The following is a 25,345-nucleotide window of genomic DNA, read 5'->3' as shown; positions in this document are numbered from 1 at the left end:
CGACGACCGGCGATTCCACCGTAGCCCCGCCCTCGGGTGGGGCTACGGTGCTGTCGGCTGGGCTCCTCCCGATCCTGTTGGTCGCGTGCGCCTTTCAGTGACGATCGCACTCACGGCTCGAGAACCGCTCGAGCCCGCGGCTGGAGCGGCCCTCGAGCCGGGCGCGCGACGCTGAAGCGGACATCGAAGCTTCGACCAGCAATCGGCGCGAAGGAGAATTGCTATGTACGCCATCACATTCGGGAGTACGCGGTGAGCCGGCGGGTGGTCGTCACCGGACTGGGTGTGCGGGCACCCGGCGGATCCGGCAAGGACGAGTTCTGGAAGCTGTTGTCCGAGGGGCGCACCGCCACCCGGGCCATCAGCTTCTTCGACGCCTCGCCGTATCGGTCCCAGGTCGCGGGCGAGGCCGATTTCGATCCGCTCGCGGAAGGGTTGTCGCCCCGCGAGATTCGGCGCATGGACCGCGCGGCGCAGTTCGCGGTGGTGTGTGCCCGCGAGGCGGTCGCCGACAGCGGCCTGGCGCTCGAGTCGGTGAATCCGTTCCGGCTCGGGGTGAGCCTGGGCAGCGCGGTCGCCGCCGCGACCAGCCTCGAACAGGAGTACCTGGTGCTGTCGGACTCCGGCCGCAGCTGGGTGCTCGACGAAAAGCACCTGTCGCCCTACATGTTCGACTACATGGTGCCCAGCGTCATGCCCGCGGAGGTGGCCTGGAGCGTCGGGGCGGAGGGCCCGGTCGCCATGGTCTCCAACGGCTGCACCTCCGGCCTGGATTCGGTCGGGCACGCGGTGCAGCTGATCCGCGAGGGGTCGGCCGATGTGATGATCGCCGGCGCCTCCGACACCCCGATCACCCCGATCGTGGTGGCCTGCTTCGACGCCATTCGCGCGACCACCCCGCGCAACGACGATCCCGAGCACGCCTCGCGGCCGTTCGACAACTCCCGCAACGGTTTCGTGCTCGCCGAGGGCGCGGCCATGTTCGTGCTCGAGGAGTTCGAGAGCGCGCGCCGCCGGGGTGCGCGCATCTACGCGGAGGTCACCGGTTACGCGACGCGCTGCAACGCCTACCACATGACCGGCCTCAAGGCCGACGGCCGGGAGATGGCCGAGGCGATCCGGGTGGCCTTGGACGAATCCCGCGTCGATCCCACCGCGATCGGCTACGTCAACGCGCACGGTTCCGGGACCCGGCAGAACGATCGGCACGAAACCGCCGCGGTCAAGCGCAGTCTCGGCGAGCACGCGTATCGCACGCCGATGAGTTCGATCAAGTCCATGGTCGGTCATTCGCTGGGCGCCATCGGCTCGGTGGAGATCGCCGCCTGCCTGCTCGCGCTGGACTATCAGGTGGTGCCGCCCACGGCCAACCTGCACGAGCGCGATCCAGAATGCGATCTGGACTATGTGCCGCTGACGGCGCGCGACCATCGCATGGACACCGTGCTGACCGTCGGCAGCGGGTTCGGCGGATTCCAGAGCGCCATGGTGTTGCGCCGCACGCCGGAGGTCGCGGCATGAGCGTCGTGACGGGAGTCGGCGTGATCGCGCCGAACGGGCTTGGTACCGAACCCTTCTGGGAGGCGGTGCTGGCGGGCCGCGGCGGCATCGCGCCGCTCACCCGGTTCGACACCGCCGCGCCGGGTACGCGCCTGGCCGGGCAGATCCCGGACTTCGAAGCCGCGCAGCATCTTCCGAGCCGACTGCTGCCGCAGACCGACATCTCCACGCGACTGGCCCTGGTGGCGGCGCAGTGGGCGCTCGACGACGCGAAGGTGGATACCGGCGAACTGACCGACTACGACATGGGTGTGGTGACCGGAAACGCCTCGGGCGGTTTCGAATTCACCCATCGCGAGTTCAACAAGCTGTGGTCGATGGGTTCCGAGCACGTCAGCGTCTACGAGTCGTTCGCCTGGTTCTACGCGGTCAATACCGGGCAGATCTCCATCCGGCACGGCATGCGCGGACCCAGCAGCGCCCTGGTCGCCGAACAGGCGGGCGGCCTCGACGCGGTCGGGCACGCCCGGCGCACGGTGCGGCGCGGGACGCCCCTGGTGGTCACCGGCGGCGTGGATTCCGCGTTGGATCCGTGGGGCTGGGCCTCCCATGTCGCGGGCGGCACCCTCAGCACCGCGACCGATCCGGCGCTGGCCTACCTGCCCTTCGACGCCGAGGCCACCGGCAATGTGCCGGGCGAGGGCGGGGCGATGCTCGTGCTCGAGGATCCCGCGGCGGCGCGCACCCGCGGCGTGCCGCACATCTACGGTGAAATCGCCGGTTACGCACAAACATTCGATCCGCCGCCGGATTCCGGTCGGCCGTCGGGTCGGCGGCGTGCCATCGAATCGGCCTTGGCCGACGCGGGTGTGACCCCCGCCGATATCGATGTGGTGTTCGCCGATGCCGCGGGCCTGCCCGAGCAGGACCGTGCGGAGGCCGCAGCCCTGGAAGCGGTGTTCGGCCCCGCCGGTGTTCCGGTCACGGCGACGAAACCCCTGACGGGACGGCTGTTCTCGGGCGCCGGGCCGCTCGACATCGTCACCGCCGTCCTGGCCATGCGGGATTCGGTGATCCCGCCGACGGCAGGCACCCTCACTCCCGCGCCGGAGTACCGGATCGACCTGGTCCGCGGCGACGCCCGGCCCGCCACCGTCGAAACCGCCCTGGTGCTGGCCCGCGGCCGCTGGGGTTTCAACTCGGCGGTGGTCGTCCGCAGCGTCGACCAATGACGTTGTCGCACAAACGCAATACCCGAGCAACAGCACAATCGAGGAGCCAATCATGTCCATGACCATCGACGAACTGCGGCGGATTCTGGTGGAGTGCGCCGGCGGCGACGAGTCCGCACCGGAGCTGGCCGGCGATATCTCCGAGGTCGCGTTCGAGGAACTCGGCTACGACTCGCTGGCCCTGATCGAGACGGCCTCGCGCATCGAGCGCGATTTCGGGGTGAAGATCCCCGAGGACCGGCTCGTCGAGGTGAAGACCCCGGCCGAGCTGATCGGCATCGTCAACGGCCAGCTGGCTGGTGCGGTATGAGCATCTTCCGGATGAGTCACCACCGGGTCGTGGAGGCGGCGCTCCCCGATGTCTATCGCCTGGTCGCCGACGTCACCTATTGGCCGGTCATCTTCGAGCCGAGTGTGCTGGTGCGGCACCTGGATCGCACGCCCACGCAGGAGCGGTTCCGGCTGTGGGCGACGGTCAACGGCGAGGTGAAGAACTGGACCTCGCGCCGGGAATTCGTGGACCGGCAGCACCGGATCACCTTCGAACAGGAGCACAGCGCGGCCCCCATCGCCTCCATGGGCGGGCGGTGGACCTTCGAGGAGGTGGGGGCCCGCAGCACGAAAATCACACTGGACCACCACTTCTCGGTGATCCCGGGCGGTGATCAGGAGGCGATCGCGGACGCGGTGGACCGCAACAGCGTCACCGAACTGGCCACGCTGGCCCGCATCGCGGAACTGGGATACCCGGTGTCGCAGGTGCTGCACACCTTCGAGGACAAGGTGGTCCTGGATGCCCCGGCCGCGGAACTCTACGAGTTCGTCTATCGCAGCGATCGCTGGCCCGACCACGTCCCGCACGTCGGCCGGGTGGAGCTGACCGAGGACGAGCCGGGCGTGCAGCTCATGGAGATGGACACCGTCACCGCCGGCGGCGTCCCGCACACCACGCGTTCGATCCGCGTCTGCGTGCCCGGCGAGCGCATCGACTACAAGCAGCTGCTGCCGCCCGCCATGCTGTTCGGCCACAGCGGCAGTTGGGAATTCGCCGACACCGCCGAGGGCGCCGTGGTCACCGCCCGGCACCTGGTCGCGATCAACCCGGAGGTGGCGCGCGAAACCCTCGGCGCGGATACCACTCTCGACGACGCACGCGCCTATTTGGCCGAGGCGCTGGGCACCAACAGCCGCAACACCCTGCTGTGCGGGGCCAGGACGCTCGCCGACCGCCGGGCCGAGACCACGAAGTCACCGCTATGACCGCCACCGGAGCCCGGCCCCTCGCGCGACCGGTGGTGCGCGAGGTGGCCGAGGACGTCTTCGCCTATACCCACGATCGCGGCGGATGGTGCGTCAGCAATGCCGGGGTGGTGGCCGGGCGCGACGGTGCGCTGGTGATCGATACGCTCGCCACCGAGGGACGCACCCGCGCGCTGGCCGAATTCGTCGACGCGCATGCGGGCGGGCCGGGTCGCACCATCCTCAATACCCACCACCACGGCGATCACAATTTCGGCAATCATCAGTTCGGCGGCGCGGCCATGGTCGTCGCCCACGATCGGATCCGGTCGGAGATGATCGAGACCGGGCTGGCGCTGACCCAGCTGTGGCCGCAGGTGGAGTGGGGTGATGTCCGAGTCACCCTGCCCACCCTCACCTTCATCGATCGGGTGACGGTGTGGGTGGGGGAGCGGCGGGTCGAACTCATCCACGTCGGTCCGGCCGCGCACACCACCAATGATGTGGTGGCGTGGCTGCCCGCGGAGCAGGTGCTCTTCGCCGGTGATGTCGTGATGTCCGGGGCCGCGCCGTTCTGCCTGTTCGGTTCGGTCCGTGGCACTCTCGACGCGCTGCGCAGGCTGACCGCGCTGGGCGCGCGGACCGTGGTGGCCGGGCACGGTCCGGTGGCGGGACCGGAGATCCTCACCCAGACCATCCGCTACCTGCACTGGATCGAAAACCTCGCGGCGGAGGGAAAGTCGCTGGGCCTGACCCCGCTCGAGCTGGCGTCGCAGGTGAGTCTGGGCGAGTTCGAGGAGCTGATCGACGCCGAGCGGGTGGTGGGCAATCTGCACGTCGCCTACGCCGAGCTGGATTCCCCGGAAATCGGTGTGCCACTGGATGTCCTGGCCATCTTCGACGAGATGGTCACCTACAACGGCGGGCAGGTGCCGCAATGCTGGGCGTGAGCACCGAAGCCGTCGACGTGTGCGTGGCCGGTGGCGGACCGGCCGGATTGGTGGCCGGGCTGCTGTTCGCCCGCGCGGGCGCGAATGTGCTGGTGCTGGAGAAGCATCCGGATTTCCTGCGCGATTTCCGCGGCGACACCGTGCATCCCTCGACGCTCATGGCGCTCGACGAGCTCGGGCTGGCCGAGGAGTTCCTGAAGCTCCCGCACGTCGAGCTGCCGCAGTTGCCGATGGCGACGGCGATGGGGCCGGTCACCTTCGCCGACTTCCGCCGGCTGCCTGGACGATTCCCGTTCGTGGCCTTCATGCCGCAGTGGGATGTGCTGAACTTCCTCGCCGAATCCGCTTGCCGCTACCCGAATTTCCGGCTGATCCAGCAGGCGGAGGTGGCCGAGCTGATCGAGCACGACGGGACCGTCACCGGGGTGCGCGCCCGCACGCCCGAAATGGAGCTCGAGGTGCGCAGCCGACTCGTCATCGCCGCCGACGGGCGCAATTCGCTGGTGCGGCAGCATGATCTGCTCGAGGTCGCGGCCAGCCGCGCGCCCATGGACGTGCTGTGGTTCCGGGTGAGCAAGCCCGCCGGTGAACGACTGCCCGCGGTCCGCAGCGGCCGGGACTTCTTCATCGTCTGCATCGATCGGGACGAGTACCTCCAGGTCGCCTACATGATTCCCAAGGGCGGTTTCGAGGCCGTGCGCGCGCGGGGGCTCGACGCGTTCCGGGCCGAGATCGCCGCCATCTACCCGTCGCTGAGCGCGGCGCTGGCGGCCGAGATCGGCGACTGGGACGCGATCAAACCGCTCGATGTCCGGGTCGACCGGCTGCGGGAGTGGTACCGGCCGGGCCTGCTGGCCATCGGTGATGCCGCCCATGCGATGTCCCCGGCGGGCGGGGTCGGTATCAATCTCGCCGTCCAGGACGCCATCGCCGCCGCCCGGCTGCTCGCCCCGACCCTGCGGGAGGGTCGCACGCCCACCCCCGCCCAGTTGCGCGCGGTACAGCGACGCCGCGAATTCCCCATGCGCGTAGTGCAATTCGCGCAACTACGACTGCTCACCGATCTCTATCCCAGCGCCGAACGACCCGGCACCGACAAGCCGATGCTGGCCCGGCTGCTGCGCCGATTCCCCGGGCTCGCGCACGTGGTCGCGCGGGTCATCGGACTCGGCGTCCGGCCCGAACACGTGCCCGAACCTCACGTGCCCGAGAAAACTCACGCACCCCGCCTCGAAGCGATGACACAGGAGAAGTGATGTCCACCTATCTGCTCGTTCCCGGTGCGTTCCACGGCGGTTGGGCCTGGCAGCGGGTGGCGCCGCTGCTCAGCGCCGCCGGCCACCGGGTGCTCACCCCCTCGCTGGTCGGACTCGGCGAACGCGCCGAATCGCTCGGCCCGGAGGTCGGGCTCGGCACCCACGTCCAGGATCTCGTCGAGCTGGTGCGCGGCGCCGAGCTGCGGGATCTCGTACTGGTCGGCCACAGTTACGCGGGCATCGTCATCACCGCGCTCGCGGACGCGCTGCCCGATCGGGTGGCCGAGCTGGTCTATGTCGACACCTTCGTCCCGCGCGACGGCGAGGCGGTCGCGGACATCATGGCGCCCATGGTCGACGCCTTCACCGCGCTGGCGGCCGAATTCGGTGACGGCTGGCTGGTTCCACCGCAGACCGAGCCGATGGGCGACGGCGGGCTCTACGGGGTCACCGACGAACCGGATCTGAGCTGGCTGGCCTCGATGCTCACCCCGCAGTCGCTGAAAACGTTCACCGAGCCCATGGTGCTGCGCGATCCCGGTGCGCTACAGGAGATTCCGATGACACATATCCAATGCACCGGCGGTGGCGCGGAGTTCCAGGCCATGCGCGCCGCCATGCCGCGCACCCTGCCGCCCGCGGATCTGCCCGCCGAGCGGCTGAAGCTGCTGCCCACCGGGCACGACTGCATGATCACCATGCCGCGCGAATTGGCCGGGCATCTACTGGAATTGGCGGCTCAGCCCTCGGCCGCGTCGTAGCGGCTCAGCCCTCGGCTGCGTCGTAGGCCGCCCGCGCGTCGAGCACCGCCCCCAGATGCTGCTCGGACCATTGGGTGAGGCTGGTGAACACCGGGGAGAGGGTCTCGGCCAGCGCGGTGGCCTCGTACTCCACGCGCGGCGGCACCTCCGCGTAGTAGGTGCGCACCAGCAGCCCGTCGCGTTCGAGCTGGCGCAACCGCTGGGTGAGCACCTTCGGGGTGAGTCCCGGAATGCGTTGCAGCACTTCGTTGAAGCGCATCCGGCCGTGGTGGGTGAGCACCCACAGCACCTGGGTCGACCAGCGGCCGAAGAAGAGATCCACCACCGGCGTGATCGGGCAAGGGTCCACGCCGGCGGGTGTGACGTCCGTCATGGCGACTCCCGCATACTTTCCATTTGGTAACTACTATACTTTGGAAACTACTGTGTGACCAGGCGGTTCGACGAAGTTCGAAACCGAAAGGAGCACAGCGATGACCGCGACAGCAACCGACCGGCTCGGCCTCCCGCGACGTGGTGGCGAGCGGCCCCGGACCCGGCCGCACAATCCCCATCAGCAGCTTTCCGATATCGCGCCCCCCGATCTGCAGGAAGCCCTGTGGGCGCGGATGATCGCCCTGCCCGGCACTCAGGTCGGGCGCAGCCGGGTCTCGCTGCCCGACACCCGCGCGCTGTACCTGCTGCCCGAGCTGGCCCGCGGGCCCGACCACGCCTTCGTGGCCGGAACCGAATTCGCGCACCTGCACGGGCGCGGTGGCGGCAGCCTGCACCTGTGCCTGCCCGCGGCGGTCGCGCTCGAGGCCATCGAACAGGGCTGGGCCGAACAGCATCCGATGGCGCGGCGGGGATATCTGCCGCCCACGCTGCTGATGGTGTACGGGCCGCGTGACGCCGAGGAAGCGGCCGTGGTGTGGCGATTGATCCGGACCGCCTACGACTTCGCCCGCGGCGAATTCGTGGGCGGTGCCGCGCCCCAAGGGTGACCGTAGAGCCTCGAGCGTGACTGTAGGGCGCCCGACCATCGTGGGGTTCATGACTGATCTCATCGGCACCTGGGAACTGCGCTCCTACTACGACATCGACGACAACGACGCCAAAAGCGAAGGCCCACTCGGTGATTCGCCCCGCGGCCTGCTGATCTACGAATCCCGCGGCCATATGTCGGTGAGCATGATGCGCACCGACACCGCCGCGGCAGCCGTCCGGTTCATGGGCTACGCCGGGACCTGGCGGCTGCGCGGCGACGAGGTCGTGCACGCCATCAGCGTGTGCTCGAATCCGGCCTGGGCGGGCACCGAACAGGTCCGGCAGCTGACGCTGAGCGGCGATGAGCTCACGCTCATCGGCGCCGCCCAGGTCGACGGCCGGACCCAGCGCCGAATTCTGGCCTGGCGCCGCATCATTCATCCTTGAACGGGGGATCCCCGACGTGCACCGGCACGCAGACCGATCAGTAGTTGCCCAGTCCGCCGCAGACATTCATCGCCTGGGCGGTGACGGCGGCGGCGCCCGGGCCGATCAGATAGTCGACCATGGCCGCCACCTCGGTGGGCTCGACGTAGCGCCCGATGGGGACGCGGGCGCTCACCCGGGCGTGCACCTCGTCGGTGTCGACGCCCCAGATGCCCGAGTACACCTCTCGAACCCGTTCGGCCATGGGGGTTTCCACGAATCCCGGGCAGACGGCATTGACGGTGATGCCGGTCTTGGCCAATTCCAGGCCCAGCGCCTTGGTGAATCCGACGACGCCGTGCTTGGAGGCCGAGTAGGGCGCGCCGTGCACCACGCCCTGTTTGCCGCCGGTGGAGGCGATATTGACGATGCGGCCGCTGCCGCGTTCGAGCATGCCGCCGGCGGTGAGCGCGGCCTTGGTGGCGAAGAAGACGCTGTGCAGGTTGGTGTTGACCACGTCCAGCCACAATTCGTCGGTGATCTGCGCCGTTTCGCCGCCGCCGCTGCGGCCGGCATTGTTCACCAGGATGTCGACGGGGCCGAAGCGCTCGACGGCGGCGTCGACGTACTCGCGGACCTGGGTGGCGTCGCGGACATCGCAGGTGATGCCGTCCACCGCGTGGCCCTCGTCCTGCAGTCGTTTGGTGGTGTCGAGCAGGCGCTGCTGATCGCGCGCGCAGATGAAAACCGAGATGCCCTGGGCGGCAAAGCTCTCGGTGATGGCGAGGCCCATTCCACTGGTCGCGCCGGTAACCAGCGCGACGCGTTGAGCTGCGGTCATTTCTCCTCCATCGATGGGATGTCCGGTTCGGCGTTGCGGATTCAGCCTGGCGGCCTGACCTATAGCTCCGGTCAAACCGGCTCGACCAAGGCTCGAGCGGGGTCGGACACGGTGGACCGCAGTCGCGGCCCGCCGAATCAGCGGCAGGCACAACAGCATTCGAGGAGCCAGCATGACCACCGTCGCCAGCCGCGCCGAGCTGTATGCCGAGGTCCAGCAGTTCTACGCCGACCAGATGCAGCGGCTCGACAACCGGGACATCCCCGGTTACGCGCAAACCTTCACCGAGGACGCGGAATTCGAGCACACCCCCGGGCGCCCGCCGGCGCGCACCCGGGCCGGGATCATCGCCGACCTCGTCGCCTTCCACAAGCGCTTCGAGGCCGATCCCATGCAGCGGCGGCACTGGTTCGGCATGACCGATCTGCGGCCGCAGGACGACGGCAGCATCGTCGCCACCTCCTACTGCCTGGTGGTGAAGATCCGCCCCGGTAAGGCGCCGGAGATCAATCCCAGCTGCGTGGTGCACGACGTGCTGGTGCGCCTCGACGGCGCTCTCCTCACCCGCTCCCGCCGAGTTTCCCACGACTGACCCGAAATTAAGCCTGTCCCAAGGAGAATCACATGAGCACCGCCCAATCGGACACCCGGCTCGCCCTCGCCGCGGAGGCGCAGGATCTGCTCTTCCGCGAGGCCCGCACCGCCAATACCTTCACCGACGAACCGGTCACCGACGAGCAGTTCCGTGAGATCTACGAGCTGGCCAAGTACGCACCCACCTCGATGAACCAGCAGCCGCTGCGCATCGTCCTGGTCCGCACGCCCGAGGCCCGGGCCCGCCTGGTCACCCACATGCTCGACAACAACAAGCCCAAGACGGCCGCCGCCCCGCTGACCGCGATCCTGGCCGCCGACTTGAACTTCCACGACCATCTGCCGACGGTCTTCCCGCACGCCCCCGACGCGAAGGACTACTTCGCCGACCCGGAGGTGCGCGCCCACTCGGCCCGCTTCAACGCCCTCATACAGATCGGGTACTTCATCCTCGGGATCCGTGCCGCGGGCCTGGCCGCCGGACCGATGAACGGATTCGACGCCGCCGGCGTCGACCGCGACTTCTTCCCCGCGGGCGATCTCGCATCCCTGGTCGTCGTCAATATCGGCAAGCCGGGCCCGGACGCCTGGTTCCCCCGCTCTCCCCGCCTCAGCTACGACCAGGTCGTCACCGTGGTCTGATCCCAGCGGAGCGCCCAAAAGCCTGGGGCGCGAGAGGCTTTCGATACCGAGGGGCTGAACGCCGCACTGGCGTTCGACCCCTTCGGTCTCGAACGGCCGGTCAGAGTTGGGTGTGCCCGGAGCCGCCGAGGATGACCAGCGGCGCCAACAGAATGCCGAGGATCTCGTTGCCGTGCATTGGGCCGAGGCGCCGGAGCTGCCGGTCGGCTGGCGGCCGCCGTTCTGCACCGGCATGGCCGCCGTCATGGCGGCCCAACTCGATTGCCTCATCTGTACTTTCCCGTTGGAGCTATGTCTCGCTGGCGAGCCGGAGCATCCGGGTGGCAGCTTCGGTATGGGGCCTCGAATAGATTCTGCGGGAATGAGATTGACACGTTATCGGGGGCGGAACCGTCCTTGACCGGGCGGTCTGGGTGTCTGAGACTGGGTGTATGGCGGGGAAACGGCGGCTGGGCGTCACGCGCACCGCGAAGCTGGCAGCACTTCCGATGGGGATCATGGCCAAAAGGTTTGCGGCGCTGAGTAAGCGGATCGTGACCGGGGCGGAACGGGGGGAGATCGACGAGCGTTTGATGGCCGAGGCCGCGGAGCAGGTCTTCAGCGTGCTGGGGGAGCTCAAGGGTGGCGCCATGAAGATCGGGCAGGCCTTGAGTGTGATGGAGGTGGCGGTGCCGCCGCAGTTCGCCGATCGGTATCGCGAGGCGCTGGTTCGGTTGCAGGAGCAGGCGCCGCCGATGCCGATCGAGTCGGTGCATCGAATGCTGGACCAGCAGTTGGGGACCGGGTGGCGGAATCGGTTCGCCAGTTTCGATGAGAAGCCGGTGGCCGCGGCCAGTATCGGGCAGGTGCATCGCGCGGTGTGGGCGGACGGACGGCCGGTCGCGGTGAAGGTGCAGTATCCGGGTGCAGACGAAGCGCTGCGCGCCGATCTGCGGTCGGGCAAGCTCCTGGCGCGGGCCATGACCGCGATGGTGCCGGGATTCGATGCCAAGCCGCTGATCCAGGAGTTCATCGATCGCATGGACGATGAGCTCGACTACCGGCTGGAAGCCGGCTACCAGCGGGTCTTCGCCCGGGCGTTCGGGCCGCACGATCCGAAGTTCTTCGTGCCCAGGGTGATCGCGAGCGCGCCCAAGGTGCTGGTCACCGAATGGATGGAGGGCCGGCCGCTGGCGGAGATCATCACCGACGGCTCCCGAGCCGAGCGTGATCGCGCCGGACTACTGTTCGCGGAATTCCTCCTGTCCTCGCCGCGGCGGGTCGGCTATCTGCACAGCGATCCGCATCCCGGCAACTTCCGGCTGCTGGACGACAATCGGCTGGGCATTGTCGATTTCGGCGCGGTGACCCCGACCCCGGACGGCCTGCCCGCCCTCGGCGCGGTGATCCGCTGTGTGCTCGACGACGATTACGACGGACTGACCGACGCCGCGATCGAGGCCGGATTCGTCAAACCCGGCACCCAGCTCGAAATCGAGCCCCTCCGAAGGGAATTCGGACCCTTGGCGAACCTGCGCCACGGCGCGAATCTCCACTTCACCCGCGAACTGGTGCAAGGTCAGGTCGGCCGCTCGACCGACATGGGCAACTTCTCGGTGGGCAACATGTTCGCCTTCACCATGCCCGCCGACCGCCCCGACCTGTTCATTCTGGGCCGCGTCTACGGTGGAATGATCGGCATCTGCGCCCAACTCGGCGCCGAGGGCCCCTTCTTCCCACTCCTCGAGGAATGGCTCCCAGGCTTCGCCGAACCCGAGGCAACCTCAGCCTGATCCCCACCGCCCGCCGGGCATCACCCGCGCCGAGGTGGTGGACAGATATTTCCGGATGGCCTGTTTGGCGGGTGGGGACCCCATTCGGACGCGTTAGGTCCCGGTGCGTCACTTCCGGCTCCCGTACATTCGTGGATGCGAGCGAACCCGTAGCGAACGCGAAACCCGGAGCGCGGGAGCTCGATTCGAGAAGGTCTGGCCAAGGGCACTCGAAAGTGCCTTATTGCTGCCCTGTCCGGGGCGGCCTACCTTCGGATCCACCGTAATGGAAGGAACAGATACACCATGAGCAGCGCATTTCGCGTGCATACCTACACGGCGTCCGAACCAGGCATCTTCGTCAACAGCTACCTCATCGAGACGGCCGAATCGGTTGTACTGATCGACGCGAATCTGCTTGTCTCCGATGCGGAGGCGCTCGCCGCGCGTGTTGCGGCGCTCGGCAAACCGCTGCGGGCCGCATTCGTGACGCATCCGCATCCCGACCACTTCAACGGTCTGCCCTACATCGTGCCCGACGATGTCCCGGTGTACGCGACCGCGGCGGTCGCGAAGGTCATCGCCGACAGCGCCGAGGCCAAACGCGCGCAGTGGGGTCCCGTGTACGGGGATCAGTGGCCGGACCGCTACCGGGTGCCGGAGCACCTGCTCGCCAGCGGCGAGACGGTGGAGATCGACGGGCTGCGGTTGACGGTCACCGACGTCGGTCCGGCCGAAAGCCACGCCGACACCTACATCGTGGTCGAGGCCGACGGTCAGCGGGTCGCGTTCATCGGTGACCTGGCCTTCGCCGGGGTGCATTCCTATCTCACCGATGGGCATTCGGCGCAGTGGCTGGCCGCGCTGGAGGAGGTATCCGCCACGCTGTCCGGGCTGACGTTGTACCCGGGCCACGGTCCGTCCGGTGACGTGCGATTCTTCGACGACCAGCGACGCTATCTGTTGATGTTCCGGGAGGCGGTGGCCCGCATCGGCGGCGGTGCGGCGACACTCACCGAGGAGCAGAAAGCCGAACTGACACAGGTGATGTCGCGGTTCAGCCCGGACTTCCCGCTGGATTGGCTGGTGCAGCACGGCGCCGATCCGGTCGCCGGAGAGCTGGCCGCCCACTAGGCGTACGTGCGGGCCGACTATGCAAACCGTCCGGTCTGAAATCTCCGCTATGCTCCGCCCGTGATCGAAGGCACCATCCCCATGCGAACGGCCGCCGTACTGCGTGAGACGGCCCTCAGAGTCGGTGCGAAGCAGGGACAGATTGCCTTCGCCGCGGGGACCGATGCGGTGGGAACCGGCGATGAGCGGTTGCGCGTACCCATCGAATCGGCCTGGCGGCTGTGGGAATTGATCGGCTCCGTCGGTGGGCCGGGGGCGGGCCTGTGTGCGTCCGCCACCGCCGAGCGCGGCGGGCTGGGGGTGTGGGATTACCTGTTCGCGAGCCGTGCGACGCTGGCCGAGAGTCTGCGCACGGTGATGGAATTGCGTTCCGCGGTCACCGATCCGGCGGTGGTGTGGGAGGTTCGGGAGGACGGCGCCCTGCTCACCGTCCGGGTCGGGGTCGCGCAGGAGGCCGATCCGGTGTACGTGCCGGTCGAGGAGTTCGTGCTCGCGCTCATCCTGCGCCGAATCCGCGAGGCCACGGGGCAGGAGATCGTGCCCGTGCGCGTCGGGTTCACCCACCGCTGCACGTTCCGCTACCGCGACATGATCGAGGAATTCGGCACCGGCCGAATCGATTTCGGAGCACCGTACTCCGAGATCACCTTCCTGGACGCGGGCGCCCTGCCCACCGGCGGCGATCCGGGCCTGGGAGAGGTGCTCCGCCACTACGCCGAGTTGCTGCTCGCCAATTCCCGGCGGGCGCCGGGGTGGCGGGAAGAACTGCACCGCGCGATATCCGAGGCGCTGGCGCGTGGCGAGCTCGGGCTCGACGCCGTCGCCCACCGGCTGGCACAGAGCCCGCGCACCCTGCAACGTCGCCTGCGTGACATGGACACGACCTGGCGTGCCGAGATCGAGCAGGTCCGCTGGCGGCAAGCCCAGAATCTGTTGCGCGACACCGATCTTTCGGTCCAGTCGGTGGCCGCCCGGGTGGGTTATTCCGATGCGCGCGCCCTGCGTCGTGCCTTCCACCGCTGGACCGGCCAGACCCCGGACGGCTTCCGCGGTGTGATCGCGGACGAGCGGGCCGGATAGTGGGACCGAACGCGCCACAATGGGGACCGGAGGCGACAGGCCGGTCGGCGGGGCGGGCGGGTCTGGTTATGCTGCGCCGGTGATCGGCACTATCCCCACCCGCACCGCGGGCATCATCCGCGCGACCGCCCTGCGGCTGGGCGTGGCTCCCGCGGAACTGGCCGCCATCCCGGGCCTGGATCCGGCGCTGCTCGGCGATGATCTGCTGCGGGTGCCTACCGAATCGGTGTGGCGCGTATGGGAATTGATCGACGCGATCGCCGGGCCGGGGTCGGGTCTGTGCGCCACGGCGCAGGCCGACCGGGGTGGGCTGCGGGTTTGGGACTATCTGTTCTCGAGTGGGGCCACCCTTGCCGAGAGCGTGCGCACGGCCTTCGAATTCCGTGCCGTCGTCACCGATCCCGCTGTGGGCTGGGAGGTGGTCGAGGACGGCGGGCTGCTCACCTTGCGCGCCCAGCGGTTCGAACCCGAGCGAGTTCTCGCGCCGATCGAGGAGTACGCGATGTCGTCGGTGCTGCGCCGCATGCGCGAGGCCACCCGGAGCCATCTGGTGCCGGTCCGCGTCGCCTTCGGTAACCAGGCGGGCGATCGCCACGGCCAGCTCGTCGATGAATTCGGCACCAGCCGTATCGATTTCGGCGCACCGCGCTCGGAGCTCACCTTCCTCGATGCCGGCGCCCTGCCGACCGGGACCGACCCGCAACTCGGACAGATCCTGCAGCACTACACCCGGTTGTTCCTGGCCTCCTCGCGCCCGGCGCCCGGCTGGCGCGACACCCTGCGCGCCACGATCGCCCGGGCCCTGGCCGAGAACAACCTCACCCTCACCGCCGTCGCCGAGCAGCTGTCGCTCAACTCGCGCACACTGCAACGCCGACTCGCCGAGCAGGGCACCGGGTGGCGCGAGGAGATCGAGGCCGTCCGATACGAGCAGGCCGTGAATCTGCTGCAGACCACCGACCTTCCGGTGCAATCGGTGGCCGTCCGGCTCGGCTACTCCGACGCGCGCGCCCTGCGCCGCGCCTTCGGCCGCTGGACCGGACAGACACCCGATGCGTTCCGGCGCGACGCCGCACCCGCCCGGGAGAACGACGCGACCCGCGTGACTCCCGCCTAGCGGGCGTCGATCTTGGCGGTCAGCGCGGTGAGCAGACCGGTGAGCAGATCGATGGTGGTGTCATCGACGAGGTCACCGTTCTCGTCGAAGCGCTCATGCGAGCGGAAGGCGATCACCTCGGGTTTGACCACCACATCGCTCTCGGTCCACACGAACACCTGCCGCAGCGCCAATTGCGCACGCACGGAACCGAACTGGGTCGGCGCCGCGCCCATGATGGCGACCGGCTTGCGATGCAGCGGCAGCCCCTCGGTCTTGGTCCAGTCGGTGGACACCCAATCGATGGCGTTCTTCAGCACGCCCGGAATCGAATAGTTGAACTCGGGCGTGGCGATGAGCAGCCCATCGGCGGCGGTGATCCGCTCGCGCAAATCGGCGACCACGGCCGGACGCTGCGCCGGAGTATCGAGATCGAAGTCGTAAGGCGGGATTTCGCGCAGACCGTCGTAAATCTCGATCTCCAAGCCGGTGCTGAACTTCTGCGCGGCCCGCAGCAGCGCGGTGTTGTGCGACTCGGCGCGCAAGCTGCCGGAGATACCGAGAATCTTCTTGGGGCTGGTCATGAATCGGCCTATCGATCAGGTGAACAGAACACGCGAGCGTCCGGCCGTTGATCCCCAGACCAACGGCCGGACCCCTCGAATGAACCCGCGCGCACGGAATGTCCCACCGCGATCGCTACGGGTTCGCTCGCACCCTTGAATCTAAGGGCGACCAGACCCGGGACAGGGGGACCGGATGCGACACAATAGGGACCGCACACGCAAAACAAACCATCTGGAAATAATCACCGGCGTGGCCGTGTCCCGTGCCCCGCCCGATCCTGGTGCTATAGCGGCGCGTCGGGCCACCACTGCTGGTAGAGCGCCTGCCCGGAGCCGAGGCCGACCACCCCGACCCCGCACGATGACCTGCTGGGTTGGTCGAAGTCGATCAGGACCAAGCCCTTGTGGTTGTACGTTCCCCAGATCACTCGGCCCGAGCCGGACGGCCGCACCCACTTCTCGTCGCCCTCGACCGTCATCTCTCTCATCGGGTTCACGTGATAGCCGCCGCCGACGGTGAGACAGTTGACCGTCAGCCGTTCCACCGGATTGCCATCGCTGAGACAGGTCAGCCAGACATCCTTGCCGACCGGTTCGTCGACGCTGACCGGTTCCAGGTCGCTGTTCACCGCGGAGCATCGAATGCCCTTGTAGCCCAGTACATCCTGGGTCTGCGGCAGCAAGCCGTGAAAGTACTCGACCACGGTCCGATGGCTGCCCCAGGAGGTCTGCGAGATGCTGCTCGGGGTCGTCTTGGTCGAGGTCGCGACGGTGGTGGAGGGAGCGGCCCCGGGGGTGGGATCGCCGGACCCGCCGCGCAGCGCCACGGCGCCGACGGCGACCAGTGCCGCGACCAGCGCCAGGCCCGCGAGGACAACGCGCAGTCTGAACCGCCGATGTGGCCGGGGCGGAGCGGATCCCGGTGACCCGCTCAGCGCCGCGGCGGCCGCCGCCGCCAGCGCGCCACAGGACGGATACCTCAGCTGCGGGTCCTTGGCCAGCGCCCTCGCGACGACCGCGTCGATCTGCGGCGGCAGCGTGGGCGCGACGGCCGTCACGCGCGGCGGCGGATCGGTGAGGTGGGCATGTATCACCGCGGCGGTGCTCGGCCTGGGGTACGGCTTTGCGCCGGTGAGCAATTCGTAGAGGGTACAGCCCAGTCCGTACACATCGGCGCGCACGTCCAGCGCATCGCCGCTCAGCTGCTCCGGTGCGGCGTAGGCGACGGTGCCGAGTGCGGCCCCGGCCACCGTCGCGGTGCGGTCCGCGGTCCGGGCGATTCCGAAATCGGTGACGAAAACCCGATCGAGTTCACCCGGAGGCGTTTCGATGAGAATATTGGCGGGCTTCACATCCCGATGCAGGACCCCGGCCGCATGGGCGGCATCCACCCCGCGCGCGACCTGATCGATGATGTGCACGACCCGATCCACGGGTAGGGCGGCCGGTCCGCGGCGGATCAGCTCGGCGGCGTCGATGCCGTCGACGAATCGCATGGCGATCCACGGGCGACCGTGCTCGATTCCGCGATCGTGCACCGCGACGATATTCGGATGATCGAGCCGGGCAACCGTTTCGGCCTCACGCAGGAATCGCGCCCGCGACATCGAATCGGACGCCGAGAGCACCTTGAGCGCGTCCCGGCGTGGCAGTCGCGGATGCCAGGCCAGATACACCGTCCCGGAACCGCCGCTGCCCAGCCTGGATTCGATCTGGTACCCGGCGAACATCGTCCCGGGCTCGAGGGCCCCGGTCATTCCGGATTACGCTGCAGCAGGACGAATTGCGCCGCCGCCTTCTGCCGAGTGTGGGTCTCGTCCCGGCCGAGGAAACTCGCCACGTAACGCCCCGACAGCAACCAGCACGCGTAGTTGGCCGCGGTGTCCTTCGAGGCGAGAATCCTGACGCATTTGGCGTCGGGCACCGCGCTCGGCCCGGCAACCTCCTGTTTGTCGTTGCCGATCGGGAAGCCCTCCTGGAACTCCCGGCGGGCCACCGCCGCGTTCGGGAACCGATAGAGGTGGGCATTACCACTGAAGGCTTCGGCCTCGGCGCGCTGAGCGCCGGGCCGCGGACCTCGCAGGAACGCGGTATGGGGGCCGTAGACCACTCCACTCACCCAGATGGCGGAGCTCCAGCCGGCGTTGTCACCGGTACCGACCTGGACGATCGTCGGGTACGGCCAGTGGCCGGGATGCTCGCTCACCAGGCGCCGCAGCATGCCGTCGCGATCCACCGGGAGTGCCGCGAGATCCCCGGCGGCGGTGGGCCGGAACTCGCCCAGTTTGGTCCGTTGCGCACCGAAGGCCCGGCCCGCGACGGCCGCCATCGTGGTCAGATCGGTGCTGGTGTGGCCGACGAGCAGGCTGATGACGAACGAGTCCTGTGCCAGGGTCGCGGCCATGGTGGGCACGGCGGGACGCCAATGAGCGTGCGCCTGCGGATAACCCGGGATCGCGACCGCGACATTCTCGGCACTGACCCCCATATCGGCGGCGTCGATCTCGGCGGCCGCCTGCTCCGCGGCCGCGGCATCGGGAAAGCGCAGGAGGATGACGGTGAGCAGTCGGCTGTTGCCCACGACCGGTTCGCTGCTCTCACGGTCCGTGCCGGTCGCGGTGAACCCGGCCAGCATGCCCCGTTTGGCCAGCACGGCCCGTGCCGGCGCGGAGAGGATTCCGGTCGATTTGACGGGGGCCGGAATCGGCTGTGCCGCATTCACCGATGGTCCGAAGACCAAGCTGGAATCGGCGTCCGCGGGATCGATCGTCGCCTCGCCCATGCGCACCGATTCGACGATTCGCCCGTACTGTTCGTTGCGCTCGGCGGGTTCGGGTAGCGGGGTGATCGAGTAATAGCCCACGTCCAGCGCGGTCAGATCCGCCGTCGCGGGCATGGGATTGCCCGCTACCACACAACCGGACAGCAGGACCGCTACCGCCGCCGTCACGATCGCCGCGATGCCCGCGCGGCGGGGTGTCCTCGGAATTGTCTTCTCACGCTGGAACATCGGCCCACCATTTGTTGCGTAGGTCCGCACCGGAGGTTCTGCCCGTGGCGCGAAGAGAGCAGAAGTTCCGGCTCGGATTGTCGAAGAAGACCTCGATGTATGACGCGGTCCGATTCTTGACGGTCGTGTACGTCCCCCAGCGCAGGTAGCCGGTGCCCGAGGAGCGGGTCCATTTCTCCTCGCCCTCGACGGGGTCGGTTGCGGCCTGGGGCTTCATGATCGAACGGTCGGTATTGCAGTACACGTCGAGAGAGAACACCGGGTCGTAGTCTCCGGAACACAGAATGTCCGCGACCGTCGCCGATTGCGAGAACGGGATCGTCTTCCCCTCGTCGTCCGTGGGCTTGCACGATTCCAATTCCCGGAAGCCGATGGAATCCGGTGAGAACGGCAGCAAGTCCGGGAATGCCTCGGCCACAAACGAATACTTTCCCCACTCCGGTGCCACTCGCGGTACCGGCGCCGTTCGCGGAACATTGCTTCGCGCCTCGGCATCGTCATTGCCCAACGCCATCGTGACTACGGCGGCGGTCGACACCAGCACCGCCGACAGCGCGGCCCCGAGAAGTATCCGTCGCCGGGCTCGCGGGGCGCGGACGACCGGCAACTCGGCCGGTCGGGGCGGTGCGGAAGGCATGGCCCGCATCGGTGCCGCACCCGGCACACCACGGATGTCCTGCGCTCCCGCGGCGGCCCGCGCCGCGTCTGCCAGCGCGCGGCAGCTCTGGTAGCGCAGGTTCGGATCCTTGGCCAGCGCGGTCGCGATGACCGCATCGAAAGCCGCCGGTATCCGGGGATTCAGCTCCGATGGCCGGGGCGGCGGCTCGTGCAGGTGGGCGTAGATCATCGCACCCGTGCTCGCGCGTGGGAACGGTATCGAGGCGGTGAGCATCTCGAACAGCGTGCAGCCCAGGGCGTACACGTCGACGCGGTGATCGAGCACCTGGCCGCTCAGTTGTTCGGGCGCGGCATAGGCCAGGGTCGCCGTGATCTCGCCATCGTCGCCGATGGTCGCCGAATCATCGGCGGGCCGCGCGACTCCGAAATCGGTGACCAGCACCCGATCCGGTGCACCGGGCTGCGCCGCCACGAGAATGTTCGCCGGTTTCACATCGCGGTGCAGCAGTCCCGCACGATGGATCTCGTCCAGTCCGCGCGCTGTCTCGGTGAGAATATGCAGCATCCGTGGGGGTGGGATCACGGTCGGTCCGCCCCGGATCAATTCCGCGAGATCCTGGCCATCGACATATTGCATGGCGATCCACAGGCGCCCGTCCTGCTCGCCCCGATCCCGGACCGCCACCAGATTCGGATGCTGCAGCCGGGCCGCGAGCTCGGCCTCGCGGAGAAACCGCGCCCGGAACTCCTCATCACCATGATGCGCGTCGGACAGCACCTTCAACGCGTCCATCCGGGGCAATCGAGGATGCTTCGCCAGGAACACGGTTCCCATGCCACCGCTGCCGAGCCGACGCTCGATCCGATACCCCGCGAAGACCGTACCCACATCAAACATAAGCGGGGCCTCCCTTCCCTGCTCGGCAGCCGTCAAGCAACCGTCCAGCAACAAGAAATGCGTTGCTGGACAACGACTTCCGCCGCGACTATAGCAGTGAGGAACAGCGCATTCGCAGCAAGTGCTACGAGATAGCCAGGGTGTTCTGGCCGCGTCCCATCCGCGAAATGGACGCCATCCGCATACGGCCGTCAGCGCGTGAGTCGGCATGCTGTCCAGTGCGTCGGGGGTGAATTTGCTGGTGGGACAGCGGGTTTCACCCTTGTATCCAAGGGTGGCCCCAGCCTTATGCCCGCAGCACCGTGACGGTGCGTCCGGATGAGGTGCGGGCCTCCTCGAAAGCGGTGCGCTCGGCGATCGGGGCGGCGTGCGGTCGGCGATCGAAGATCACCAGGACACCGGTCGCGAGGCCGAGGGTCGGTAGTCCGGGGCGGGTCCTGGGTTCAGACGAGGCCGTGTTCGTGGGCGAAGACGACTATTTGGACGCGGTCGCGTAGGTCTAGTTTGCGGAGGATGGCGCCTACGTGGGTTTTGACGGTGGATTCGCTGGCGAAGACGAGTTGGGCGATTTCGGCGTTGGAGTGGCCCTGGGCTACGGCGGCGAAGACCTCTCGTTCCTTGTCGGTGAGGGTGGCGTAGGCGGCGGGTATTGGTGTGGGGGTGCGGAATTGGGTGTCGAGGAGGGTGGTGAGGTCGCTGGGGGCTAGGACGGCGTTGCCGGTGTGGACGGTGCGGATCGCGTCGCAGAGGAGGGCGGGGGTGGTGTCCTTGAGGAGGAATCCGCTGGCGCCGTAGCGGATTGCGGTGGCGGCGCGGTCGTCGAGGTTGAAGGTGGTCAGAACGAGTACGCGCAGGGGTTTGGTGCGGCGGGCGGCGCGGTCGGGGGCGAAGAGTTGGCGGGTGGCTTCGACGCCGTCCATTTCCGGCATGCGGATGTCCATCAGGACGACATCGGGGTCGAGGGTGTCGGCCAGGGTCAGGGCCTCGAATCCGTCGGCGGCTTGGCCGACCGCCCGCATTCCGGGCTGGCCGTCGATGATCACCGCGATGCCGGTGCGGAACAGCTCCTGGTCGTCGACCAGGAGCACGCGGATGTCCTCGTCGCTCACGAGACGACCCTACGCAGCGGGACCCGGGCCGCCACGGTGAAGGTGCCGGTGGCGTGTCCTTCAGCGTGTTCGTCGCGATGGTCTTCGATGTCGAGCCGGCCGCCGACGGATTCCAGCCGGCGCCGCATGCCGTCGAGGCCGCGACCGATGTGATCGGGGTTCGCCGTCTCGGCGGCCGCGTTGTTGACGGTTCGGATCAAAAGGTCGTCGGCCCAGTGCAATTCGACGGTGATGGGGGTGTCCCGATCGCCGTGGCGGATGGCGTTGGTGAGCATCTCCTGCAGGACGCGGTAGGCGACGGTGGCCAGATCGGGGGCCAGGGTGCGGGCGGCGCCGGATTCCTCGAGGGTGATCGGGTGGCCGCTGTCGCGCACGCCCTCGATCAGGTCGTGCAGTTCGCCCGGCCGCGTCTGCGCGGGTGCGGTCGCGGTGAGGACCTGGCGGACGTCCTGCAGCGAGGAGCGGGCCAGTTTCGCGATGTTCGCCATCGAATCGCGCAGGGTCGCGGTCTCGGAGTCGGCCACGAATTGGGCGGCCTCGGACTGCGCCAGGATCACCGCCAGCGAATGCCCGACGACATCGTGGACGTCCCGGGCCAGTTGCGCTTGCTCTTCCCGCAGCCGCGCGATCTCCCTGGCCTGGTCGCTCTCGCGGTGGGCCCGGGCGGCCTCGGCCTCGGCGGCGCGCTGGGAGGTCAACGACGTCTCGGCGCGCTCGGCGAACAGCCGCAATGCCAGCCCGGCCGTCCAGCAGACGCCGAACAGGGCCAGGATCAGCACCGCGGTGAACGCCCGCAACCCCTCGTACGCCAATACCGCGAGCACCGGAACCGAGAACGCGGCCGCGGTCATCGTCACCGGTCCGCCTCGGCGGGCGGCCACGAAAACCACTGCGGCCAAGGCCACTTCGACCATCAGGACCGGGGCGCCGAGGATAACCTGGTATCCGTAGCACAGCCACATCAGCGCCAGGGCCACAGCGGGACGCCACCGCGCGCAGCCCACCGCCGCGGCCGTGAGGACGACGACGGGAAAGACGCTGCCGCGTTGCGGAAAAGCGTTGTGCCGGATACTGATCAGCGCCTCGGTCAGCCCGATGAGCAGCACCGCCAGCCCGAGGGCCGCGTCGAGGAGCCGGTCGAGCCGGTCGGCGCGGACGGCGTTCACTCCGATCTCCTCCCGCACAGTTGTTCGCAATCGGTCGATGCCTTGTCGGATCACTCGTCGCCGTCCACGGTTTGCCGGTTCGATGCCACGCCGCCGAACCGGACGAGCAGGCCCGCGATCAGAATAGGCGTACCGAACGCCAGAGCGATCAAACCCAGGAGTCCCGCGGGCTGCCATGTGTCGCCCGAGACATTCATATTGGCGTGAATGACCAGGACGGCGATGAACAACATCGTCGCCACCGCCACACCGAGGCCGCCGAGGACCCAGGCGACTGGAAAGACGCTCTTGCGCAGCGCAGCGGCCATCCGCGGGCGGTTCGGACGCACAGGGGTCCCGGTATCGATCGAGCTCATGGTGTGTTCCTTCGGCTCCGGCCGCGGGGAGTGCCCGGCGGCTGACATTCGCTTCGCCGACGAACTCGGCGACGCTCGAATCCCACTTTCGTCCGCGTGGACCGGCCGCGCCTCCACCTCAGGTACCGGCCCGCTGGCCGGAAGTACCGCGTCGCCGGTGGGTTGCCGAGCGGTACCTGCGGCGGGTCATTCGGTACCTCCGGCGGAGGCGCGGGGATACCGACGGCGACGAGAGTACGTAGGTGGAGAAAGGAACCCTACGCATGTATGCCCTCAAAGACCCTGCAGCACTTGTCATCTCGCCACCGCCGGCCGAAGGCGTGAACGCCCTCCGCACCACGCCGCCGAGAGCGCGCGACCGGCTCTACGCGATCGCCACCTTCGTGCTCGCCGTGCTGCTACTGCCGGTGGCATTCGGATGCCGCCCCGGCCGTGCCCGTGAACTGGCCTGCCGATGGGCCCTGCGGCTGCGCTATCCGAGCGAGCACCTCGCCGGCCTCACCCCGCAGGCGCGCACGGCCTTCGATGCCGCACGGGCCGAGGCGTTCTGGCGGCACGGCCAGCTCATCGGCCTGACCTCGGGATACCGCGACCCCGCCGCCCAGCAGAGGCTCTTCGACGAGGAGGTGCATCGCTCCGGTTCGGTGGCCTCGGCGCGCACGCTGGTGCTGCCGCCGTCCGAGTCGAGCCATGTGCGCGGGCTCGCGCTGGATGTACGCCCCCACGAAGGCGCGCGCTGGCTGGAACAACACGGTGGCCGCTACGACCTGTACCGCACCTATGACAACGAATGGTGGCACTTCGAGCACCGCCCCGAAACCGGCGGGACGCCACCGCGTCGGCTGCCCCACCCGGGTTGTACGACCGAAGCGACCCCATTGGTCGAGCACCGAATTCTGTCATCATACACAAATTCTCAAGTTGTTAGTTGTCGTGTCATTCAGTAGTCTGGCCTGGTGATTCTGGACCGTGAGAACCGGGAATTGTCCAAACTGGCACGGGATCCGCGTGCCGACGAATATCCGATGCCGATGGTGCCCCGGGGTTGGTACGCCGTCCTGCGCAGCGCGCAACTCCGGCCGGGCAAGATCGTGAATCTGCACTACTTCGGTCGCGCGCTGATCGCGTTCCGGGGCAGTGACGGCCGGGCCAGCGTGCGCGACGCGCACTGCCCGCACTACGGCGCCCATCTCGGCGCCGGTGGCCGAGTGGTGGACGGACAGGTGGAGTGCCCGTTCCACGGGTGGCGCTTCGACGCCGACGGCGGGTGCGTGTCCGCGCCCTTCGCCGCACGCACGCCGCGGGTGACGCTCGGCGGCCTTCCGGTCGACGAGCACAGCGGGTTGATCTTCGTCTATACCGGTGCGGGAGAACCCGATTGGCGGGTGCCCGAGATCCCCGACGCCACCGACCCGGCGTTCGCCCGCCCCATCGATGACTCCCGGCAGGCGCGAATCCACATCCAGGAGATGCGGGAGAACATCGTCGATGAATCGCATTTCCACTACATCCACGGGCAGAGCGAGCCCCCGGTCCAGGAGTTGCTCCCCAACGGCCCCTTCGCTGAAATCCACAGCCGCTTCGCCAAATCCATCCTCGGCTACCTGGTCGACAACAGCTTCGACGTCTACATGTACGGCCCGGGCGTCATGGTGGTCCGCACAGCGGGCCCGATGATCACCCTCACAGCCATCGCACTCACCAACCCGATCGACGACACCACCAGCGAGCTGCGGATGCTCTACTACGTCCGCCGCCCCACCGGAATCCCTTTCGCCACAACGGCTCTCAAACTCGGCTTCCGCGCAGTGGCCCTCCGAGAGGTCCGCGAGGAACTCGGCATCTGGGACCACAAAATCCACCGCCCCCGCCCAGTCCTACTCCCGCACGAAAAGGGCATCAAGGCCCTACGCCGCTGGTACGCCCAGTTCTATCAGCCGCAGCCCGCGGACGAGATGGTCACCACCACGACTGTGTGAGGCTGAGCCATGGTTCCATCGGCTCAGTTGGTGAACAGGGGAGCGTGTTCGGTGGCCCAGGTGTGGAAGTCGAGGGCGGGGCGAGCGAGGAGGACGGGGACGGTGTTGGTGGTTGGGCCCGGGGGTCGGGTGTAGTCGGACAGTGAGCCGAAGAGGCGGGGGGGGACTTCTTCGG

26 protein-coding genes are annotated in these 25,345 nt (G+C 68.3%); 17 read left to right on the top strand and 9 right to left on the bottom strand.

Annotated elements, in window-relative coordinates; genetic code table 11:
• The first annotated feature begins 252 nt into the window (after nucleotides 1-252).
• Genes ACAM49_RS22700 through ACAM49_RS22670 form a run of 7 tightly spaced genes read left to right on the top strand, consistent with a single transcriptional unit; the run spans nucleotide 253 to nucleotide 6,938 of the window.
• Nucleotides 253-1,521, top strand: coding sequence for a beta-ketoacyl synthase (locus ACAM49_RS22700; RefSeq protein ID WP_369637561.1), 1,269 nt, complete (start codon nucleotides 253-255; stop codon nucleotides 1,519-1,521).
• Nucleotides 1,518-2,732: a ketosynthase chain-length factor gene (locus ACAM49_RS22695; protein WP_369637560.1), complete on the top strand. Its 1,215-nt coding sequence runs from the start codon at nucleotides 1,518-1,520 to the stop codon at nucleotides 2,730-2,732. Before ACAM49_RS22700 ends, ACAM49_RS22695 begins: the two co-directional genes overlap by 4 nt.
• A 52-nt stretch (nucleotides 2,733-2,784) precedes the next feature.
• Entirely contained in the window at nucleotides 2,785-3,042 is a 258-nt protein-coding gene (locus ACAM49_RS22690; RefSeq protein WP_369637559.1) for an acyl carrier protein, read from the top strand.
• A gap of 11 nt (nucleotides 3,043-3,053) precedes the next feature.
• Nucleotides 3,054-3,992, top strand: coding sequence for an aromatase/cyclase (locus ACAM49_RS22685; protein WP_369637558.1), 939 nt, complete (start codon nucleotides 3,054-3,056; stop codon nucleotides 3,990-3,992).
• Nucleotides 3,989-4,921: an MBL fold metallo-hydrolase gene (locus ACAM49_RS22680; protein WP_369637557.1), complete on the top strand. Its 933-nt coding sequence runs from the start codon at nucleotides 3,989-3,991 to the stop codon at nucleotides 4,919-4,921. Before ACAM49_RS22685 ends, ACAM49_RS22680 begins: the two co-directional genes overlap by 4 nt.
• Nucleotides 4,909-6,177, top strand: coding sequence for an FAD-dependent oxidoreductase (locus tag ACAM49_RS22675; protein ID WP_369637556.1), 1,269 nt, complete (start codon nucleotides 4,909-4,911; stop codon nucleotides 6,175-6,177). Before ACAM49_RS22680 ends, ACAM49_RS22675 begins: the two co-directional genes overlap by 13 nt.
• Nucleotides 6,177-6,938 (top strand): alpha/beta fold hydrolase, encoded by a 762-nt coding sequence (locus ACAM49_RS22670; RefSeq protein WP_369637555.1) that lies wholly within the window; start codon nucleotides 6,177-6,179, stop codon nucleotides 6,936-6,938. The genes ACAM49_RS22675 and ACAM49_RS22670 overlap by 1 nt, the downstream gene beginning before the upstream one ends.
• A 4-nt stretch (nucleotides 6,939-6,942) precedes the next feature.
• Here ACAM49_RS22670 and ACAM49_RS22665 read toward each other — a convergent pair whose 3' ends face one another.
• A complete protein-coding gene (locus ACAM49_RS22665) occupies nucleotides 6,943-7,311 on the bottom strand; it encodes a winged helix-turn-helix transcriptional regulator (protein ID WP_369637554.1) in 369 nt (122 codons plus the stop codon).
• 100 nt (nucleotides 7,312-7,411) lie between these two features.
• Here ACAM49_RS22665 and ACAM49_RS22660 point away from each other — a divergent pair, with 100 nt between their 5' ends.
• Together ACAM49_RS22660 and ACAM49_RS22655 are read left to right on the top strand one after the other, a co-directional pair.
• Nucleotides 7,412-7,921, top strand: a complete 510-nt coding sequence (locus ACAM49_RS22660; protein ID WP_369637553.1) for a luciferase family protein — start codon at nucleotides 7,412-7,414, stop codon at nucleotides 7,919-7,921.
• A 49-nt stretch (nucleotides 7,922-7,970) separates the two neighbouring features.
• Nucleotides 7,971-8,351, top strand: a complete 381-nt coding sequence (locus ACAM49_RS22655) for a lipocalin-like domain-containing protein (RefSeq protein ID WP_369637552.1) — start codon at nucleotides 7,971-7,973, stop codon at nucleotides 8,349-8,351.
• Nucleotides 8,352-8,388: 37 nt separating this feature from the next.
• Here the strand turns inward: ACAM49_RS22655 and ACAM49_RS22650 are convergent, their stop codons facing one another.
• Complete coding sequence (locus ACAM49_RS22650; protein ID WP_369637551.1) at nucleotides 8,389-9,171, bottom strand: SDR family NAD(P)-dependent oxidoreductase; 783 nt, start codon at nucleotides 9,169-9,171, stop codon at nucleotides 8,389-8,391.
• A gap of 172 nt (nucleotides 9,172-9,343) precedes the next feature.
• Here ACAM49_RS22650 and ACAM49_RS22645 point away from each other — a divergent pair, with 172 nt between their 5' ends.
• The 6 genes from ACAM49_RS22645 (at nucleotide 9,344) to ACAM49_RS22620 (ending at nucleotide 15,489) form a co-directional block, all read left to right on the top strand.
• Complete coding sequence (locus ACAM49_RS22645) at nucleotides 9,344-9,763, top strand: nuclear transport factor 2 family protein (RefSeq protein ID WP_369637550.1); 420 nt, start codon at nucleotides 9,344-9,346, stop codon at nucleotides 9,761-9,763.
• 32 nt (nucleotides 9,764-9,795) lie between these two features.
• Nucleotides 9,796-10,407, top strand: a complete 612-nt coding sequence (locus ACAM49_RS22640; protein ID WP_369637549.1) for a malonic semialdehyde reductase — start codon at nucleotides 9,796-9,798, stop codon at nucleotides 10,405-10,407.
• 431 nt (nucleotides 10,408-10,838) lie between these two features.
• Entirely contained in the window at nucleotides 10,839-12,179 is a 1,341-nt protein-coding gene (locus ACAM49_RS22635) for an ABC1 kinase family protein (RefSeq protein WP_369637548.1), read from the top strand.
• Nucleotides 12,180-12,464: 285 nt separating this feature from the next.
• Nucleotides 12,465-13,292, top strand: coding sequence for an MBL fold metallo-hydrolase (locus tag ACAM49_RS22630; RefSeq protein WP_369637547.1), 828 nt, complete (start codon nucleotides 12,465-12,467; stop codon nucleotides 13,290-13,292).
• Nucleotides 13,293-13,352: 60 nt separating this feature from the next.
• On the top strand, nucleotides 13,353-14,372 hold the full coding sequence (locus ACAM49_RS22625) for a helix-turn-helix domain-containing protein (protein WP_369637546.1): 1,020 nt from the start codon (nucleotides 13,353-13,355) through the stop codon (nucleotides 14,370-14,372).
• Between the two features lie 79 nt (nucleotides 14,373-14,451).
• A complete protein-coding gene (locus ACAM49_RS22620; RefSeq protein WP_369637545.1) occupies nucleotides 14,452-15,489 on the top strand; it encodes an AraC family transcriptional regulator ligand-binding domain-containing protein in 1,038 nt (345 codons plus the stop codon).
• On the opposite strand, the gene ACAM49_RS22615 is transcribed toward ACAM49_RS22620, so the two are convergent.
• From ACAM49_RS22615 to ACAM49_RS22585, 7 genes are all read right to left on the bottom strand, one after another.
• Nucleotides 15,486-16,052, bottom strand: coding sequence for an NADPH-dependent FMN reductase (locus ACAM49_RS22615; protein WP_369637544.1), 567 nt, complete (start codon nucleotides 16,050-16,052; stop codon nucleotides 15,486-15,488). The two genes, ACAM49_RS22620 and ACAM49_RS22615, sit on opposite strands and share 4 nt — an antisense overlap.
• A 266-nt stretch (nucleotides 16,053-16,318) precedes the next feature.
• The gene (locus ACAM49_RS22610; RefSeq protein WP_369637543.1) at nucleotides 16,319-17,791 is read right to left on the bottom strand and encodes a serine/threonine-protein kinase; all 1,473 of its coding nucleotides are present in this window, start codon (nucleotides 17,789-17,791) and stop codon (nucleotides 16,319-16,321) included.
• Nucleotides 17,788-19,044, bottom strand: a complete 1,257-nt coding sequence (locus tag ACAM49_RS22605; protein ID WP_369637542.1) for a hypothetical protein — start codon at nucleotides 19,042-19,044, stop codon at nucleotides 17,788-17,790. The genes ACAM49_RS22610 and ACAM49_RS22605 overlap by 4 nt, the downstream gene beginning before the upstream one ends.
• Complete coding sequence (locus ACAM49_RS22600) at nucleotides 19,031-20,560, bottom strand: serine/threonine-protein kinase (protein WP_369637541.1); 1,530 nt, start codon at nucleotides 20,558-20,560, stop codon at nucleotides 19,031-19,033. The genes ACAM49_RS22605 and ACAM49_RS22600 overlap by 14 nt, the downstream gene beginning before the upstream one ends.
• Before the next feature lie 443 nt (nucleotides 20,561-21,003).
• Nucleotides 21,004-21,669 carry a response regulator gene (locus ACAM49_RS22595; RefSeq protein WP_369637540.1) on the bottom strand — a complete coding sequence of 222 codons (666 nt, stop codon included), beginning with the start codon at nucleotides 21,667-21,669 and terminating at the stop codon, nucleotides 21,004-21,006.
• Nucleotides 21,666-22,835: a sensor histidine kinase gene (locus tag ACAM49_RS22590; protein ID WP_369637539.1), complete on the bottom strand. Its 1,170-nt coding sequence runs from the start codon at nucleotides 22,833-22,835 to the stop codon at nucleotides 21,666-21,668. The genes ACAM49_RS22595 and ACAM49_RS22590 overlap by 4 nt, the downstream gene beginning before the upstream one ends.
• A 50-nt stretch (nucleotides 22,836-22,885) precedes the next feature.
• Nucleotides 22,886-23,191, bottom strand: a complete 306-nt coding sequence (locus ACAM49_RS22585; protein ID WP_369637538.1) for a hypothetical protein — start codon at nucleotides 23,189-23,191, stop codon at nucleotides 22,886-22,888.
• A gap of 263 nt (nucleotides 23,192-23,454) precedes the next feature.
• On the opposite strand from ACAM49_RS22585, the gene vanY-N reads away from it, so the two are divergent.
• Together vanY-N and ACAM49_RS22575 are read left to right on the top strand one after the other, a co-directional pair.
• On the top strand, nucleotides 23,455-24,138 hold the full coding sequence (gene vanY-N / locus ACAM49_RS22580) for a D,D-peptidase/D,D-carboxypeptidase VanY-N (RefSeq protein WP_369637537.1): 684 nt from the start codon (nucleotides 23,455-23,457) through the stop codon (nucleotides 24,136-24,138).
• A 9-nt stretch (nucleotides 24,139-24,147) separates the two neighbouring features.
• Complete coding sequence (locus ACAM49_RS22575; protein ID WP_369637536.1) at nucleotides 24,148-25,170, top strand: Rieske 2Fe-2S domain-containing protein; 1,023 nt, start codon at nucleotides 24,148-24,150, stop codon at nucleotides 25,168-25,170.
• Nucleotides 25,171-25,345: the final 175 nt, after the last annotated feature.

The sequence above is a fragment of the Nocardia sp. JMUB6875 genome (genome assembly GCF_041154655.1).
Classification (GTDB): Bacteria; Actinomycetota; Actinomycetes; order Mycobacteriales; family Mycobacteriaceae; genus Nocardia.
The sequence above is the reverse complement of the archived record's forward strand: the minus strand, read 5'-3'. Positions and strand labels throughout refer to the sequence as shown.